Annotated in this window: 16 protein-coding genes and 3 pseudogenes; 15 read left to right on the top strand and 4 right to left on the bottom strand. The window is 66.9% G+C overall.

Annotated features, from left to right (window positions below; genetic code table 11):
* Positions 1-91: 91 nt before the first annotated feature.
* The 12 genes and pseudogenes from ACIDOCELLA78_RS94885 (at position 92) to ACIDOCELLA78_RS94940 (ending at position 11399) form a co-directional block, all read left to right on the top strand.
* A pseudogene (locus tag ACIDOCELLA78_RS94885) lies at positions 92-978 on the top strand (branched-chain amino acid ABC transporter permease).
* A complete protein-coding gene (locus ACIDOCELLA78_RS94890; RefSeq protein ID WP_201729654.1) occupies positions 978-1913 on the top strand; it encodes a branched-chain amino acid ABC transporter permease in 936 nt (311 codons plus the stop codon). The pseudogene ACIDOCELLA78_RS94885 and the gene ACIDOCELLA78_RS94890 overlap by 1 nt, the downstream one beginning before the upstream one ends.
* Before the next feature lie 6 nt (positions 1914-1919).
* The gene (locus ACIDOCELLA78_RS94895) at positions 1920-3401 is read left to right on the top strand and encodes an amidase (protein WP_201729632.1); all 1482 of its coding nucleotides are present in this window, start codon (positions 1920-1922) and stop codon (positions 3399-3401) included.
* A gap of 252 nt (positions 3402-3653) precedes the next feature.
* Positions 3654-6992: a maltose alpha-D-glucosyltransferase gene (treS, locus tag ACIDOCELLA78_RS94900; protein ID WP_201729633.1), complete on the top strand. Its 3339-nt coding sequence runs from the start codon at positions 3654-3656 to the stop codon at positions 6990-6992.
* Positions 6993-7375: 383 nt separating this feature from the next.
* Positions 7376-7507 (top strand): annotated as a pseudogene (locus ACIDOCELLA78_RS94905) (ESPR-type extended signal peptide-containing protein); the annotation flags it as partial.
* A gap of 79 nt (positions 7508-7586) precedes the next feature.
* On the top strand, positions 7587-7739 hold the full coding sequence (locus ACIDOCELLA78_RS94910; protein WP_249676632.1) for a hypothetical protein: 153 nt from the start codon (positions 7587-7589) through the stop codon (positions 7737-7739).
* 40 nt (positions 7740-7779) lie between these two features.
* Positions 7780-8136, top strand: a complete 357-nt coding sequence (locus ACIDOCELLA78_RS94915) for a filamentous hemagglutinin N-terminal domain-containing protein (RefSeq protein WP_201729655.1) — start codon at positions 7780-7782, stop codon at positions 8134-8136.
* A gap of 3 nt (positions 8137-8139) precedes the next feature.
* Complete coding sequence (locus ACIDOCELLA78_RS94920; protein WP_201729634.1) at positions 8140-8715, top strand: hypothetical protein; 576 nt, start codon at positions 8140-8142, stop codon at positions 8713-8715.
* Positions 8712-9389, top strand: a complete 678-nt coding sequence (locus tag ACIDOCELLA78_RS94925) for a hypothetical protein (protein ID WP_201729635.1) — start codon at positions 8712-8714, stop codon at positions 9387-9389. The genes ACIDOCELLA78_RS94920 and ACIDOCELLA78_RS94925 overlap by 4 nt, the downstream gene beginning before the upstream one ends.
* A gap of 26 nt (positions 9390-9415) precedes the next feature.
* Entirely contained in the window at positions 9416-9568 is a 153-nt protein-coding gene (locus ACIDOCELLA78_RS94930) for a GLUG motif-containing protein (protein ID WP_374223267.1), read from the top strand.
* Entirely contained in the window at positions 9556-11178 is a 1623-nt protein-coding gene (locus ACIDOCELLA78_RS94935) for an S-layer family protein (protein WP_201729637.1), read from the top strand. Before ACIDOCELLA78_RS94930 ends, ACIDOCELLA78_RS94935 begins: the two co-directional genes overlap by 13 nt.
* Before the next feature lie 23 nt (positions 11179-11201).
* Positions 11202-11399: an MBG domain-containing protein gene (locus ACIDOCELLA78_RS94940; protein ID WP_374223268.1), complete on the top strand. Its 198-nt coding sequence runs from the start codon at positions 11202-11204 to the stop codon at positions 11397-11399.
* Positions 11400-11505: 106 nt separating this feature from the next.
* Here ACIDOCELLA78_RS94940 and istB read toward each other — a convergent pair.
* Both istB and istA read right to left on the bottom strand, forming a co-directional pair.
* Positions 11506-12251: pseudogene (gene istB / locus ACIDOCELLA78_RS94945) on the bottom strand (IS21-like element helper ATPase IstB).
* A 17-nt stretch (positions 12252-12268) separates the two neighbouring features.
* Positions 12269-13795, bottom strand: a complete 1527-nt coding sequence (gene istA / locus ACIDOCELLA78_RS94950; RefSeq protein WP_201727680.1) for an IS21 family transposase — start codon at positions 13793-13795, stop codon at positions 12269-12271.
* A 208-nt stretch (positions 13796-14003) separates the two neighbouring features.
* Here istA and ACIDOCELLA78_RS94955 point away from each other — a divergent pair, with 208 nt between their 5' ends.
* The 3 genes from ACIDOCELLA78_RS94955 to ACIDOCELLA78_RS94965 are packed head-to-tail and all read left to right on the top strand — an operon-like array spanning position 14004 to position 15360.
* A complete protein-coding gene (locus tag ACIDOCELLA78_RS94955; RefSeq protein ID WP_201729638.1) occupies positions 14004-14315 on the top strand; it encodes a POTRA domain-containing protein in 312 nt (103 codons plus the stop codon).
* Entirely contained in the window at positions 14276-15091 is an 816-nt protein-coding gene (locus ACIDOCELLA78_RS94960; RefSeq protein ID WP_201729639.1) for a ShlB/FhaC/HecB family hemolysin secretion/activation protein, read from the top strand. Before ACIDOCELLA78_RS94955 ends, ACIDOCELLA78_RS94960 begins: the two co-directional genes overlap by 40 nt.
* An 8-nt stretch (positions 15092-15099) precedes the next feature.
* On the top strand, positions 15100-15360 hold the full coding sequence (locus ACIDOCELLA78_RS94965; protein ID WP_201729640.1) for a hypothetical protein: 261 nt from the start codon (positions 15100-15102) through the stop codon (positions 15358-15360).
* A gap of 92 nt (positions 15361-15452) precedes the next feature.
* Here the strand turns inward: ACIDOCELLA78_RS94965 and ACIDOCELLA78_RS94970 are convergent, their stop codons facing one another.
* Positions 15453-15728, bottom strand: coding sequence for an acylphosphatase (locus tag ACIDOCELLA78_RS94970; protein WP_201729641.1), 276 nt, complete (start codon positions 15726-15728; stop codon positions 15453-15455).
* A complete protein-coding gene (locus ACIDOCELLA78_RS94975) occupies positions 15725-16426 on the bottom strand; it encodes an ATP12 family chaperone protein (protein WP_201729642.1) in 702 nt (233 codons plus the stop codon). The genes ACIDOCELLA78_RS94970 and ACIDOCELLA78_RS94975 overlap by 4 nt, the downstream gene beginning before the upstream one ends.
* Positions 16427-16432: the final 6 nt, after the last annotated feature.

Consider the following 16432-nt stretch of genomic DNA (forward strand, 5'->3'; position numbering starts at 1 on the left):
CCCCGCGAAAGAAGCCTTCATGCCCATGGCCGCCGAAGGCTGCCCGCTGGTCAAGGCCTGAGACCAAGCCCGCCATGAAGAGACCCACGTCATGCTGATGATCCTCGGCAAGCCGGCGCCGCTGCTGTTCGGGCAGCTGCTGCTTGGCATCATCAACGGCTCGTTCTACGCGATGCTCTCGCTCGGGCTGGCGATCATTTTCGGTCTGCTGAACGTCATCAACTTCGCGCATGGCGCGCTCTTCATGGTGGGCGCGTTCGTGACCTGGGGGTTGCTGCATTATCTCGGGATCGGCTACTGGCCGGCGATGGTGCTGGCCCCGTGATGGTGGGGGCGTTCGGGCTCGGGCTCGAACGCACCCTCATCCGCTTCACCTACAAGCTCGACATTCTTTACGGCCTGCTGCTGACCTTCGGCCTCGCTTTGGTGCTCCAGGGCCTGTTCACCAACGCCTATGGCAGCTCGGGCGTGTCCTACTCGGCGCCGGACCTTCTTTCCGGCACGCTCAATCTCGGCTTCATGTATCTGCCGGTCTATCGCGGTTTCGTGGTGGCCGCGGCGATCATCATCTGCGTTGCGGTCTGGTTCGTGATTGAAAAGACCAGCCTCGGCGCCCTGCTGCGCGCCTCGACCGAAAACCCCGCGTTGGTCCAGGCCTTCGGCGTGAATGTGCCGCGGGTGATCGCGCTGACCTTTGCCGCCGGCGTCGCCCTCGCGGGGCTTGCCGGCGTGCTCGCCGCGCCGCTCTACTCGGTCAATCCCGGCATGGGCACCGACCTGATCAACACGGTGTTCGCCGTTGTCGTCATCGGCGGCATGGGCTCGATCGGCGGCGCCATTCTTACCGGTTTCGGCCTCGGCATCATCCAGGGCTTCACCGAGGTCTATTATCCGGCGGCGTCTTCCGTGGTGGTGTTCGCGGTGATGGCTGTGGTTCTGCTGGCCCGTCCGGCCGGCCTGTTCGGAAGGGCGGCATGATGTTCGGTTTCACCCGCGCCCAGGCGATCGGCTTCGTCGTCATGGCGGCGATCCTCGCCGTCGCCCCCTTCGTCGCCTATCCGATTTTCGTCATGCAGGTGATGTGCTTCGCGCTCTTCGCGATGGGGGCGAACCTGCTGATGGGCTATACCGGCCTGCTGTCGCTCGGCCAGGCCGCCTTTTTCGGCATGGGCGGCTATGTCGCCGGCTACATGATCCAGACGATGCACGCCTCCACCGAAGTGGGGCTGATCCTGGGCGGCCTCACCGCCGCGGCGATCGGCGTCGTGTTCGGCTGGCTGGCGATCCGGCGGCAGACCATCTATTTCGCGATGATCACCCTCGCCCTCGCGCAGCTCGTCTATTTCTTCGCGGTGCAGGACACCGGCTTTACCGGCGGCGAGAACGGCATTCAGAACATTCCTCGCGGCAATCTGTTCGGCAGCTTTTCCCTGCACAACGACCTGCAGCTCTACTGGCTGGTGTTCGCCGTGTTCATCGCCGGCTTCCTGTTCGTGCATCGGGTGATCCACTCGCCGTTCGGCCAGGTGGTGAAGGCGATCCGCGAGAACGAGAGCCGCGCCATCTCGCTCGGCTACAAGGTCGAGCAGTATAAATGGGTCATCTTCGTGCTGGCGGCGGCGCTGGGCGGCATTGCCGGCGGGCTGAACGCTCTGGTCGTCCGCATCGCCACGCTCACCGATGTCGGCAACGCGACGTCCGGCCTCGTCGTGCTCATGGTGCTGGTCGGCGGGATCGGGACCGTGTTCGGGCCGCTGGTCGGTGCTGCGATCGTGGTCGCCATGCAGTATTATCTCGCCAGTTTCAGTGACTGGGTGACGGTGATTCAGGGCGTGATCTTCATCGCCTGCGTGCTCGCCTTCCGCCGTGGCGTTGCCGGCGAGGTTGCATCCTGGCTCAAATTGTCCCTTTGATGGGGCATGCAGGAAGCAGAACTCGCAAACCACGACGCGACATCTCTCGCCGCCCTTGTCCGGGGCGGCGAGATCACGGCGGAGGAACTGCTTGACGCAACCCTCGCCAGGATCGACGCCCACGAACCCCGACTGAACGCCATCGCCGCCGATCTGCGCGAGCGCGCCCGCCGGCAGATCGGCGCCGGGTTGCAGGGGCCTTTCGCAGGCGTTCCGTTTCTGCTCAAGGATCTTGCCCAGGACTACGCGGGCGCGCCGATGACGATGGGGGCGCTGCCGCTGCGGGGCAATGTCGCCGCCCGCTCCTCGCATTTCGTCGAACGCTGCCTCGCCGCCGGGCTGGTGATCGCCGGCATGACGACGGCGCCGGAACTCGGCCTCAAGGCGACCACCGAAACCCGCCTTTATGGCGCAACGCGTAACCCGTGGAATCCCGCGCACACGCCCGGGGGATCGTCGGGCGGTTCGGCCGCCGCGGTCGCGGCCGGCTATGTTGCCATGGCCGGCGCGGGCGATGGCGGCGGATCGATCCGCATTCCCGCCGCCTATTGCGGGCTGTTCGGGCTCAAGCCCTCCCGCGGGCGGATCTCGTCAGGGCCGCTGGCCGGGGAGTTGTGGGATGGCGCGGTGGCGGACCATGTGCTGACCCGCAGCGTCCGCGATTCCGCGGCCATGCTCGACTGTCTTGCCGGCCCGGCGGTGGGCGATCCCTTCATCATCCCGGCGCCGGCGCGCCCCTTCGGTGCAGAGGTCGGCGCCGATCCCGGCCGGCTGCGGATCGGCTTCTCCGTCCGCTCGCCGATCGGCGGGCGGGTGGCTCCGGAAATCGCCGAGGCCGTCGCGGCGACCGCCCGCCTGCTCGATTCCCTCGGCCACATCGTCGAGGAGGCCGAGCCGGCGATCGACGGGAAGCTGCTCGCGCGCTGCTACATGGGGATGTATTACGGCCAGGTCGCTGCCCTGCTCGCCCGGCTCCGGCGGGAGCACGGCAGCGCGGACCGGGAGTTCCACCCCGACACACGGGCGATCGCGGCGATCGGGCGGGCGATGTCCGCCGGCGCCTATGTCGAGCTGCGCGAGCAGTGGAACGGGTTCGCCCGTGCGCTGGGCGCGTTTTTCACGACATACGATCTCTATCTCACGCCGACCACGGCGCTCGGCCCGGCAAAAATCGGCGAGCTGGAGTCGCCGGCCGTCCTCCAGGCCATCTCCCGCCTGATCAGCCGCGCCAATGCCGGAGGCCTGCTGATCCGCTCGGGCGTCGTCGAAGGGCTCGCCTTCCAGAATCTCGAACGCACGCCCTTCACCCAGCTCGCCAACATGGCCTTCGTTCCTGCGATGTCGGTGCCGCTGCATCAGGGGCCCGACGGGCTGCCGATCGGGGTGCAGTTCGTCGGCCGCACGGCGGACGAAGCCACGCTGCTCCGCCTCGCCGCACAGCTGGAGGCGGCACTGCCCTGGGCCGGCCGGCGGCCTGCCGGCAACTGACGGCGACGCGCTGGCGCCTTGACCGCGCCAGCGCTGTGGCCGACACTTCCACGTCCATATCGTGATCGACGGATCGGCGTTCCGTTTCCGGGCCTCGTCTCCCCGTTGCCGCAGGCAACGGGCCGCCAGCCGAAGCCGCATGGAACCCGCGCTTCGGCGACTCTGCCGCGCCCGGCGGCACTCAGGCGCCCCACCCGGACAGCAGCCCCGATCCTGATCTTGTGACCCCGACACCGCGAGGAGGCGCCGGACATGACACGCCATACGGAAACGCTCTTCAGGCAAGACGCGCAGGCGACGGACCCGCAATGGTTCAAGGACGCGATCATCTATCAGGTGCACGTGAAATCGTTCTTCGACAGGAATGGCGATGGCGTCGGCGATTTCGCCGGCCTGATGGAGAAGCTCGACTACATCGTCGATCTTGGCGTGACCGCGATATGGCTGCTGCCATTCTATCCCTCGCCCCGGCGTGACGATGGCTATGACGTCAGCGGCTATCGCGCCGTCCATCCTGAATATGGCACATTGCGCGACGTGCGCCGGTTCATCGATGCCGCCCATCGCCGCGGCCTGCGGGTGATTACCGAACTGGTCATCAACCACACTTCCGACCAGCACCCCTGGTTTCAGCGCGCGCGTCACGCAAAGCCGGGGTCTGCCGCCCGCGACTATTATGTATGGTCGGACAACGACCAGAAATATGCCGGCACGCGGATCATTTTCGTTGATCTCGAAAAATCGAACTGGACCTGGGATGCCACCGCCGGCGCGTATTACTGGCACCGTTTCTACAGCCATCAGCCTGATCTGAATTTCGATAATCCCCGCGTGCTTCAGGAGGTTCTGGGGATCATGCGCTTCTGGGTCGATCTCGGCGTCGATGGGTTCCGGCTCGATGCCGTTGGCTATCTTGCCGAACGCGAGGGAACCGCCAATGAAAATCTTCCCGAGACCCACGCGATCCTGAAACAGCTCCGCGCGGCGCTGGAGGCGCACGCGCCCGACCGCATGCTGCTCGCCGAGGTCAATCAATGGCCCGAGGATACGCTGCCCTATTTCGGCGATGGCGATGAATGCCACATGGCGTTCCACTTTCCGCTGATGCCGCGGATGTACATGGCGATCGCGCAGGAGGACCGGTTTCCGATTTCCGACATCATGCGCCAGACGCCGCAACTCCCGGCGAATTGCCAATGGGCGATCTTCCTGCGCAATCACGATGAGCTGACCCTTGAGATGGTGACGGAAAAGGAGCGCGATTATCTCTGGGCCACGTATGCCGCCGATCACCGCGCCCGGCTCAATCTCGGCATTCGCCGTCGTCTCGCGCCGCTGCTGGAACGGGACCGCCGCCGCATCGAGCTGATGAACGGGCTTCTGCTGTCGATGCCCGGCACGCCGGTCATTTATTATGGCGATGAAATCGGGATGGGCGATAACATCCACCTCGGCGACCGCGATGGCGTGCGGACGCCGATGCAGTGGTCTCCGGACCGCAATGGCGGCTTCTCGCGCGCCGACCCCGCCGCCCTCGTGCTGCCCCCGATCATGGACCCGGTATCCGGCTATCAGGCGCTGAATGTGGAGGCGCAGGCGAAAGACCCGCATTCCCTGCTGAACTGGACGCGCCGCATGCTCGCCGTGCGCCGGCGCCATCGTGCCTTCGGCCGCGGCGGCATGCGGTTTCTGTATCCCGGAAACCGCAGGATACTCGCCTATATCCGCGACATGAACGAGCAGGACGACGCCGGGGAGACGATCCTCTGCGTCTATAATCTCGCGCGCACGGCCCAGGCGGTCGAACTCGATCTCGCGGCTTTCGCCGGCAGGGTTCCGCTCGATGTCATCGGCGGCTCCCCGTTTCCCCCGATCGGTCCGCTTCCCTATGTGCTGACCCTGCCGCCCTACGCGTTCTACTGGTTCAGCCTGACGACCGAAGCCGCGATGCCCAGCTGGCGGATCGAACCTTCGGAACCGCTGCCCGACCATGTCACGCTGGTCATGCGCGGCAGCCTGCGGGATCTCGCCACGCCGCAGACCATTCAGAGCCTCCAGAGCGACATCCTGCCGGCCTATCTCGCCCGGCGCCGCTGGTTCGCCGGCGATGGCGGCGAAGCAGGCCATGCGACGATTGCCGCGATGGACCATGTGGCGATGCCGGAGGGCGAATTCCTGCTCTGTCAGGCCATGCTCGATCGGGGCGGGCGGGGTGAACGCTATTTCCTGCCGCTGGCCGCCGACTGGGACGATCAGCCCGCCGCGCCGATCGCGCAGCACCTGGCGCTGGCGCGATTGCGGCAGCAGCGGCGTCTCGGCCATCTGACCGACGGGTTCGCCGTCGACGCATTCGGCCGCGCCATCATCGCGGGGCTGCTGGAGCGGCGTGCGCTCCGGCTGGATGCGGGCACGCTCACGTTCGAAGCGACCGACCGCGCCGGGTCTGTTCTCCGCCAAGGGGATGCCGATATCCGCAGATTTTCCGCCGAGCACGCCAGCAGTTCGATGATCGTCGGCGAGGCCGCCATCATCAGGGTTCTGCGCCGGCTCGAGGCCGGGCATCACCCCGAGGCGGAAATGCCCCGCTTCCTCGCGGACCATGGATTTGTCCATACCCCCGCGCTGCTCGGCGAAGTCGTTCTGACGGACGATGCCGGGGCGCGAACCACTCTGATGATCGTTCAGCAATTCGTCCGGAATCAGGGGGATGCTTGGCAATACATGATCGATGCGCTCGCCCGCGCTGTCGACGGCGCGGCGCATGCGCAGCCTGATGGCGGGGCGGAGGAGGCTGCGCTGGCGCCGTGTCTTTCGCTTGCTGGCGCGATGGGGCGGCGGCTTGCCGAAATGCACGCCATTCTCGCCCGGCCGCATCCCGCCGCGGCGTTTGCGCCACAGATCGCCGAAATGGACAATGCGACCGGATGGGCGGAGGCCGCGCACCATCAGATCGCCCTGGCTTTTGGGGCCCTTGACGAGGCTTCTTCAGGCTCGGGCGGCGACCTGAAGAGCGTCGTGCGGCATCTGAAGGAAAGCCGCGCCGCGCTGGAAGCCCGCCTGTCCCGCCATGCCATCGCAGGCGAGGGAGCCCTGATGACGCGCGTTCATGGCGATTTCCATCTTGGTCGGGTTCTTGTCATGCAAGGCGATGCCCTGATCATCGATTTCGAGGGAGAGCCATCCATCCCGCTGTCGATCCGGTGTCAGAAAGCCTCGCCGCTCCGCGACGTCGCGGGATTGATCTGGTCTCTCGACAATGCGGCGATGGCGGTAAGGCAGACGCGGCTTGCGAACGGCGCCGGCCCTTCACCGCGATGCGATGCCGTTTTGGAGCGTTTTCGACACGAAACAACAGGCGCTTTTGTCAGGTCGTATCGCGCCAGCGCCGCTGCGGCGCCTGATCGCTGGTTCGACGACCGGGTGTGGAACAATCTCGTGCCGCTGTTCCTGATCGAGGCGGCGGCGGCGGCAATCCACGATGAAACCGTTAGCCGCCACGGCAGGGTTGGCGGTTCGGTCGAGAGTTTCGCCCGATTCTGCGATTCTGGAACGGGAGAACGGATTTCCGATGAACCCGGACGCCAGTCTTGACGGCGTGGTGGTATCCACCGCCTGACATTTTTTGATCGCAGGCGCATGATATGCCGGCCGGGGCGGCGCAGATCGGAAAATCACCCGTTTCAAGCATAGCTTTTGCCATCGCCGCGCCGGCGTGAGGCGCGCTGCCTTCTTCCGCGGTCGGGCGGTGGGGGCGCGATATGTTGGCTTCGGGGATCGATCGACCCGCAAATTACAATCCCTGGTTGAAATTTGGAATCTTGGTGCCTATGGTGCTGCCGTGCGCCGCATATGTGCGGCAGACGCAGATCGCCCTCGCTTGTTTTGATTCCTGTCGTGCCGTTTGTAGACGCCTGATGTCATTCTAACGGCGTCGATTGAACATTGTCGAATATCCATTGTGTCAGAGATTTCCGATGAACCATGCATTCAAGCTGATCTGGAGCCGCGCGCTGGGGATGCTGATCCCTGTGGCGGAGGTGATGCGGACGGTGGGGCATGGGGGTCGGCGGCTGACGCCGCGGGCGCTGCGGCGCTTGCGCTGCGGCGGCAGTTTGGCGCTGGGGCGGGCACGGTCGCGCTGGTGCTGGTGCCGGCGGTGGCGCTGGCGCTGCCGCAGGGCGGCAGGTGACGGCGGGGTCGGCGAGCATCGCGCGCAGCGGCGACACGCTGACGGTGACGCAGACGAGCGGCAAGACGGCGATCGACTGGCAGGGGTTCAGCATCGGCGCCGGGCAGAGCGTGAAGTTCCGCCAGCCGGGGCGAGCAGTGTCGCGCTGAACCGGGTTCTGGGCAGCGACCCGAGCCAGATTACGGGCATCTGACGGCGAACGGGCAGGTCTTCCTGGTCAATCCGAACGGGGTGTATTTCGCGCCGGGGGCGTCGGTCGATGTGGGCGGTCTGGTGGCGTCGACGCGGGCGATCACCGATCAGGACTTCATGGCCGGAAGTATCATTTCACCGGCACGAGCGCGGCGGCGGTGGTCAATCGCGGCACGATCAAGGCGGCGGGGCGGGTATGTCGCGTTTATCGGCGGGCAGGTGGACAATGCGGGGCGGATCGTTGCCGCCGGGCGGGACGGTGGCGCTGGGGGCGGGGGGTGCGATCGACCTGACGCTGGCGGGCGGAGCCTGGTGCATTTCGAGGTGAGCCGGGCGGCGCTTGCGCCGAGGTGAAGAATGGCGGGGCGATCATCGCGCCATGGCGGCGTGGTTCTGCTGAGTGCCGCGGCGAAGGATGCGCTGCTGCGGACGGTGGTGAACGAGAGCGGGATCATCGAGGCGGGCAGTGCTGTGTCGCGGGCGGGACGATCACGTTGCTGGGGGCGTCGGGCAACGTTGTGGTGTCGGGCCGGGTGGATGCGTCTGCGCGGCGCGGGCGGTGCTGTGGCGGTGAGCGGCGCGCATGTGGTGGTGGCGCATGGCGGGCGGATCGTGGCGACGGGGCGATCCGCGGCGGGACGATCGCGGTGGGCGGCGGCGTGCATGGCGCGGGCGCTGCCGCAGGCGCGGACGGTGAAGTGGCTGCCGGCGCGGTGCTGGATGCGCGGGCGACGCAAGTGCGGGCGCGGGCGGCGTGGTGAGCGTGTGGTCGGATGTGAGGATCCGGCCTCGATGACGAGGGTTGCGGCACGATCCTGGCGTCAGGCGCGGGCGGCGGGCGGGCGGGTTCGTCGAGACCTCGGGGCAAGCTCGATTCACCGGCCTCGGTGCGGACGGGGGGCGGCACCTGGCTGCTCGACCCGTATGACGTGACGATCGCGTCGGGCAACGCGAGGGACGGCGTTCACACCGCCTCGCCCTATACCTACACGCCGGGTTCTGCCTCGACGATCCTGAACACGAGCATCGATGCGGCGCTGAACGCGGGCAACAACGTCGTGATCCAGACGGCGGGGACCGCGGGCACATCGAACGGCGACATCACGGTGAACGCGCCATCGCGTGGACGCCACGCGGGGCTGACGCTGAACGCGGCGGGGAATATCCGATCGATGCGCCGATCAGCGGCGAGCGGATCGGCACCCGGTCTGACGCTGGACTATGGCCAGTCGAGCACCAACGGTGCGGGGGCGAGCTACAGCATCGCCGCGCCGGTGAGCCTGCCGAGCAACGCGACCTTCGTGACCCAGGCGGGTCGAAGGGGCGGCGATTACCTACACGATCATCGACAGCCAGGCGGCGCTGGAGACTATCGCCGGCACCGGCAACTACGCCCTTGGCGCGGACATCGCCGCGACGGGCACCAATTCGTCGCTCCCCACCTTCTCCGGCACGTTCGAGGATTGGGAAACACGATCTCGAATCTGACGATCAACGGAGGTGATAACACCGGACTGTTCGGAACGCTCGGCAGCGGCGGGGTGATCCGCGATCTCGGCCTGGTGGGTGAACGTGTGACCGGTGGTAGCGATGTCGGGGGCTGGTAGGAAATAACACCTATGGCGGCACGATCATCGCCAGCTACGCGACGGGCAGTGTCACAGGCAGTGGCTACGGCGTCGGCGGGCTGGTGGGCAATAACGGCTATGGCGGCACGATCAGCGGGAGCTTCGCGACGAGCAGCGTGACGGGGGCAGCATCGATGTTGGCGGATTGGTCGGGCTGAATACCAACCAGGGTTCGATCAGCGCCAGCCATGCGGGCGGCACCGTGTCGGGCAGCGGAGATTATGTCGGCGGGCTTGTTGGATATAATAACGGCGGCAACGTCAGCGCCAGTTACGCGACGGGCAGCGTCTCTGGTGCGAGCGATGTCGGCGGTCTGGTGGGCGTTCATTATGATGGCACCATCGCCAACAGCTATGCCATCGGGCAGGTCACCGGGTTCGCCTATGTCGGCGGCCTGATAGGGCGCAACGCCAGTACGCTGGCCGGGAGCTACGCTTTGGGTGGAGTCTCGGGGAAGAGCGGCAATGTCGGTGGGCTGGTCGGGAATAACGCCGGCACCATCAGCGAGAGCTACGCCGTGGGCAGCGTGTCGGGGAATGCCGATGTCGGCGGGCTGGCGGGGCAGAATATCGGCGCGATCGCTTCGAGCTATTGGGATACGACGGCGAGCGGCACAATGACGGGTGTAGGCTCTGGCGCTTCGGCGGGCGCTGTGGGTCTCGCAACGCAAGAATGGCTGACACAAGGACCGATCGCAACGGGTGCATTCGGCGCGGGCGCATGGGTTACAGGCTATCCCTATCCTGTGCTCAAGGCGCTGCCTTATGTAGTGATCAACGCGGCGCCGGCGCAGGCAACCTATGGCGCGGCCCCGCCCTCCTTCACCGTATCGAGCGTGATCGACCAGGCCGGTCGCGATGCTTCCGCGATCGTCAACACATCCGGCATTCAGTTTTTTGCCATGTCCTCCGCGACCATGTCACTGGGCAGCCATATCCTTGGGGGAACGGGTGCGGCACTCGCGAACAGCCAGTCTGGCTACCAGATCACCTATGATGGACAATTAACAATACAGCCAGCGACACTTACGATCACGCCGGGAAACCAGACCAAGACCTACGGGCAGGCGCTCGCTCTCGGGACAACGGATTTTACCGTGTCGGGTCTTCTCAACAATGACCGCGTGACGAGCGTGACGCTGTCGAGCGCCGGCGCGTCGGCGACGGCGGCGGTCGGGGCGTCGCCGTATGCGATCGCCGGATCGAACGCGACAGGCACGGGGCTGTCGAACTACACGATCAGCTATGACACCGGCTCGCTGACGGTGAACCCCGCGGCGCTGACGATCACGCCGGGGAACCAGGCCAAGACCTACGGGCAGGCGCTCGCTCTGGGGACGACGAATTTTTCGGTGTCGGGTCTTCTTGGCAACGACCGCGTGACGGGCGTGACGCTGTCGAGCGCCGGCGCGTTGGCGACGGCGGCGGTCGGGGTGTCGCCGTATACGATCGCCGGATCGAACGCGACCGGGACGGGGCTGTCGAACTACACGATCAGCTATGGCACCGGCTCGCTGACGGTGACCCCGGCGCCGCTGACGATCACGCCGGCGGCGCAGAGTTCGATCTACGGGACGACGCCTGTGCTGAACCAGGGAGATTACAGCGAGACGGGGCTGGTGACGGGGAATGGCGACAGCATTAACAGCGTGGTGCTGACGACGACGGCGACGCGCCAGAGCACCGTCGGCACCTATGCGATCAGCGCGAGCAAGGCGAGCGGCACGGGCTTTCGAACTACAACATTATCTACAATGACGGCTCGCTGACCATCGACCAGGCGCCGCTGACGATCACGCCGGGGAACCGGACCAAGACCTACGGGCAGGCGCTCGCTCTGGGGACGACGAATTTTTCGGTGTCGGGTCTTCTCAACAATGACCGCGTGACGGGCGTGACGCTGTCGAGCGCCGGCGCGTCGGCGACGGCGGCGGTCGGGGTGTCGCCGTATGCGGATTCCGGAGAATTCGCCCATGGATTCCGATTTTAATTCGCCCACGATTCCGACGTTTATTCGCCCGGGGATTCCGAGATTTATTCGCCCGGGTAGCGGTCTCTGTGGCTGTTGATTTCGTTGCTCTCCTGTTCTCGTTGGGTCAAGCGGTTTTTGGGGTTTGCTTGCGGATCTTGCGCAGGCTTTCGCCGGTGAGTTCGATGCGGTGGGCATTGTGGAGCAGACGGTCGAGAATGGCGTCGGCGTAGGTCGGATCGCCGATCAGCTCATGCCAATGCGCCGGGGGGATCTGGCTGGTGATGATGGTGGCGCGGCGGCCGTAGCGATCCTCGACGATCTCGAGCAGGTCGTGACGGGCGCCGGCGTCGAGTGGAGCAAGGCCGAAGTCGTCGAGGATCAGTAGATTGACGGCACCGAGGGTGCGGATCATCCGGCCGTGACGCCCTTCGGCGCGGGCGACCGCGAGTTCTGCGAAGAGTTTGGGGGCGCGCTGATAGAGCACGGTCCTGTCATCGCGACATGCCTTGTGACCGAGGGCACAGGCCAGCCACGATTTTCCGACCCCTGTCGGCCCGCTCAGGACGAGATTGTCGTGCGCGTCGATCCACTCACCCTGGATCAGCTTCTGGAACAGAGCCCGATCGAGGCCGCGGGCACTCCGGTAATCGACATCCTCGATTGCAGCGTCATGGCGCAGCCTGGCATGGCGCAGCCTTGTGCTCAACCGCTTGTCACGTCGGACGGTGATCTCGCGGTCGAGCAGAAGACCGAGCCATTCGGCGTGACTGAGGCTGGGGGTTTCGGGATTGGCGTGCAGCTCGGTGAACGCGCGGCCATGCCTGCAAGACCGAGCTGGTGGATCTGATCGAGGGTCGGATGGTTCAGCATGAGGCTTCTCCTTGTCATCAGTGGAAATATCCGCCGCCCCGGATGTTGGGGTGGCGGATCGGGGTGGGATCGGGACTGGCGGTGCCGGCGGCTCGCTCCAGCCGGTTATCGAGGATGGATTTGACCGAGCCGTAGGTCAGGGTGCCGATGGTGAGCGCGCGCTCGGCCGCGGCATCGAGCCGGTCGGCGCCAACACTGCGGGCCAGGCGAAGGATGCCGATGCAGGCGCGGAACCCCTGCTCCGGATGAGGCCGGCGTTCGAGGATCAGGGTGCAGAGTGTCGCGACCGAGGGACCAAGCCGTGCGGCTTCCTGATGGATCCGTGCGATGGTCCAGTCGCCATAACGCCGGTGGCTCGAGGGCATGTGCTCGGCGATCGTCGTGTGTTTGCCGTTACCCGGCCTGCGTGCGTGCACGGCGATCCGTTCGCCACGGAGAAAGATCTCGACCGTGCGCACGGTGAACCGGGCCTCGACCTCGGCGCGGGCGTGCCGGTAGGGGACGGAGTAAAAATGCTTCTCGATCTCGACGTGATAATCGATGCCGACCCGCCGGCGCCGCCATTGCGCCAGCACATAGGGTTCGGCCGGCAGTTCCTTCAGCGCGGGACGATCGAGTGTTTCCAGCAGATGCCGTCTTGTCGCCCCCAGGCGACGGACGACCCGCTCCTCGTTCAGCCAGCGGCAGAATTCAGCGATCGCGGCATTCAGTTCGGCGAGGCCGTAAAATGCCCGGTTGCGCAGCTTGCCCAGCAGCCACCGCTCCGCCAGCAAAACCGCCACCTCGACCTTCGCCTTGTCACGCGGCCGCCGCGGCCGCGCCGGGAGAATGGCCGTGCCGTAATGGCGCGCCATATCGGTGTAGGTCCGGTTGACCTGTGGATCGTAGAGGCAGGCGCGGATGATCGCGACCCTGGCGTTGTCGGGCACCAGCAGCGCCGGCACGCCGCCAATTGCTGCCAGAGTGCGATTATGCGCCTCGATCCAGTCCGGCAGGGTCTGGGTCCAGGTCGCCTCAGCATAGGTGAAGCTCGATGCGCCGAGAACGGCGACGAAGATCTGGGCCGCACGCGTCTCGCCGGTGAGCCGGTCGATCACCACCGGCACCGTGTCGCCGGCATAATCGACGAACAGCTTCTCGCCCGATGCGTGGGTCTGGCGCATCGTCACCGGTAGCCGGGCTTCCCAGCTCCGGTAGAGCTCGCAGAACCGGCTGTAGCGATACCCATCCGGGTGCTCGGCAATATACTCGTCCCACAGGATCGACAGCGTCACGTGCTTGCGCTGCAACTCGCGGCGGATACGCCCCCAGTCCGGCTCATCCACACGTCGATGCCCCGGCCGCTTGCCCACCGCGCCGTCGAACAAGCGCCTTTCCAATGCCGCTTCGGACAGCGCCAGAGCCCCTGGCCCATCGAGCCCGGCCGCCTCCAGTCGCCGCAGCGTCAAGCGCACCGTCGATGCCGCAACCCCGACCCGGATCCCCACCTGGCGGGTCGAAAGCCCCGCCATCCTCAATCTGACAATCTCGCGCACATCGCGCATCGCAATCCGCTCCACTGGCATTCATCCGCTCCCTCGATCAGCCAAAGGGAGGGAACCTGAACCAGCCAGCAGAGACCTCAAGCCAACCCGGCCAACCCCGCCCGCCTGGGCGAATAAAAGTCGGAACAGGTGGGCGAATTAATCTCGGAATAGGTGGGCGAATAATTCCCGGAATCCCGGGCGAGTTAATCTCGGAATCCCGGGCGAATTGAGCCCGGAATCAGCAGCCTATCACCGGGCGGGCTATCTGCTGGCCTTTGCCTATCTGCCGCCGCAATCGATCCGGCGCGGCGTGGTGCGGGTCGATGTGGTGGAGCCGCGCTATGACGCGGTCACGGTTGCCGGAGTGTCGCGGTTCCGGGCGTCGCAGGCGGTTCGGGTGATGGGGGTGCGGGCGGGCGCGGCGGTGCGGCTGTCATCGCTGAACCGCGGTCTGTTGCTGCTCAACCGCACGCCGGGTGTGCGGGTGGAGGGGCGCTGGTGCCGGGCGGCGCGCCGGGGACGACCACGCTGCGGCTGACCCGGCGGGACGAGAAGCTGGTGGGGTTCAGCCTGTCGCAGAGCAATTATGGCAGCCGCTACACCGGTGCCGAGATCACCAGCGCCACGGCGCGGGTGAACGATCCGTTCGGCTATGGCGGGGCGCTGTCGGTCAACGGGGCGATCTCGGGGACGGGCAATCTGCGCAGCCTTGGGTTCGCGGCCGATACGCCGGATCTGTGGAACGGCGTGCAGGCCGGGCTGTATGGCTCGGCGACGGAGTACCGGCTGGGCGGCGCGTTCACCGCGCTGGACGAGGTGGGACGGGCGACGCAGTTCGGCGGGTATGTGAGCGATCCGGTGCTGCTGGGCCCGCGGCGGGTGGTCGAGCTGCGGCTGGATGTGCTGGAGGCGGTCTATGCGCAGTCGACCCGCAGCACCGCGACGACGGCGCGGCAGACGATCCCGCAGGAGCGGCTGAGCGTCTCGGGGCAGCTGGCGGACCGGTTTGGCGGGGCGACGGCGGCGAGCCTGAGCGCGACGCATGGCGATCTGTCGATCGGCCCCGCGGCGGCGCGGGCGGCGGATGCGGCGGGCCCGCGGGCGGCTGGCGGGTTCGCGGTGCTGCAGGCGCAGCTGCGCCGGATGCAGTCGCTGCCGCTGGGGCTGCGCCTGACGCTGGATGCGCAGGGACAGCTCGCCTCGAAGAACCTCGACAGCTCGCAGCAGCTCTATCTCGGCGGCCCGTATGGGGTGATGGCCTATCCGGTCAGCGCCGGCGGGGGCGACGAGGGGTATCTCTTCACGGACGGCTGAGCCACGCCGTGAAAGTGCCGCGCCTGCCCGGCGCGCTGAGCGCAGCGCTGCTGGCGCAGGCCGGCACGGTGTGGCTGCACCACACCGCCTATGCCGGGGCCACCGGCAAGCCCGAACAGAGCGAGGCGGGGATCGGCCTCGGGCTCACCTATCGCTGGCGGGGCGTCGGCCTCGACCTCTCCTACGAGCACGAGATCGGCGCCAACAGCGCCCCCACAATCTCCCGCGCCCGCGATCAGCTGCTCTTCCAGGCAACCTTCAGCCGATGAACCTCGACATCACGCCCTGGACTCGCGCTGAACCGGCAAAATGCCGCCAAGACGAGCTACATATCCGATCCGAATGGATCGGAAAGTGGACACTAGCCGGTGGCGCGCTTGATGAAACCGGGCTCGCTCGGCGGGTCGGCGAAGGTTTCCACGATGTCGGTGACATCGGCGAGTGGCGGGCCGCGGCGGCAGGCGCGCAGCAATTCCTCGACGGCCGGCGCATCGCCGGCGACCAGCGCCTCAAGCGTGCCATCGGCCCGGTTGCGGACCCAGCCGGCGAGCGCCAGGCGGCGGGCGCGCGTCACCATCCAGTCGCGGAAGCCGACGCCCTGGACCCGGCCCGAGAGGATGAGGCGTTTCGCGATCATTGCCGCGCCAGTGCCACGAAGCGCGCGGCGGTGACGATCTCATCGCCGATTCGCGCGCGGCGCGCGGCCGCCTCGGTATCCTCGCCCCAGAGACGCTCCTGCCAGAGTTCGTCGAGCACGGCGCAGTCATGCGCCGCCAGCGGCGCCAGCGCGCCCGCGGCGACGGCGAGGCCGAGCACGAGGCTGCCGAGCGCCGGCACCGTCACCCCAAGCCCGGCAAGGCTCCAGGCGTCATGCCTGGCGAGAGCCTCGCCGAGAGTTCCGATCGCCGCCGCCGGCTGGTCGATCGCGGTGATGCCGGCGGTGACGGCCAGGCGCGCGCCGAGCGCACTGCCGGCCCAGTCGAGCCAGGGCTGCCAGAGCCGCGCCTGTTCGGCGACGAGCCCCTCCGGCCCGGTGGCGCGGTAGCAGAGCAGGTCGCTCCGCCCATAGGCGAGCAGGCTGGCGCGCACCGACGCCGGGTCCGGCACGATCCGCTCGACCGTTGTGCCGGCAAGGCGGGTCAGCGGCAGGTCGTCGGGGCGGACCTCGTCGTTGTCGCCCGGCGCGTTCCATTCGGCGGCGATGGCGCGCGCGAGCCCCTCCGTCGGCACGGTGAGCGGGGCGCCGCCGGGCAGGCGCACCGGCCGGCCATCGAGCGTCACGCCGAACCCGCCGTCCAGCGCTTGCAGCCCGGCATGTTTCCAGATGCGTTTCATCGTTCC

Source organism: Acidocella sp. C78 (assembly GCF_907164655.1).

Excerpts from the sequence above, each read along its gene's own strand:
- ACIDOCELLA78_RS94895 (WP_201729632.1), top strand. The coding sequence starts at position 1,920 with ATGCAGGAAGCAGAACTCGCAAACCACGACGCGACATCTCTCGCCGCC.
- ACIDOCELLA78_RS94920 (WP_201729634.1), top strand. The coding sequence starts at position 8,140 with ATGGCGGGGCGATCATCGCGCCATGGCGGCGTGGTTCTGCTGAGTGCC.
- ACIDOCELLA78_RS94890 (WP_201729654.1), top strand. The coding sequence starts at position 978 with ATGTTCGGTTTCACCCGCGCCCAGGCGATCGGCTTCGTCGTCATGGCG.
- istA (WP_201727680.1), bottom strand. The coding sequence starts at position 13,795 with ATGCGCGATGTGCGCGAGATTGTCAGATTGAGGATGGCGGGGCTTTCG.
- ACIDOCELLA78_RS94970 (WP_201729641.1), bottom strand. The coding sequence starts at position 15,728 with ATGATCGCGAAACGCCTCATCCTCTCGGGCCGGGTCCAGGGCGTCGGC.
- treS (WP_201729633.1), top strand. The coding sequence starts at position 3,654 with ATGACACGCCATACGGAAACGCTCTTCAGGCAAGACGCGCAGGCGACG.
- ACIDOCELLA78_RS94975 (WP_201729642.1), bottom strand. The coding sequence starts at position 16,426 with ATGAAACGCATCTGGAAACATGCCGGGCTGCAAGCGCTGGACGGCGGG.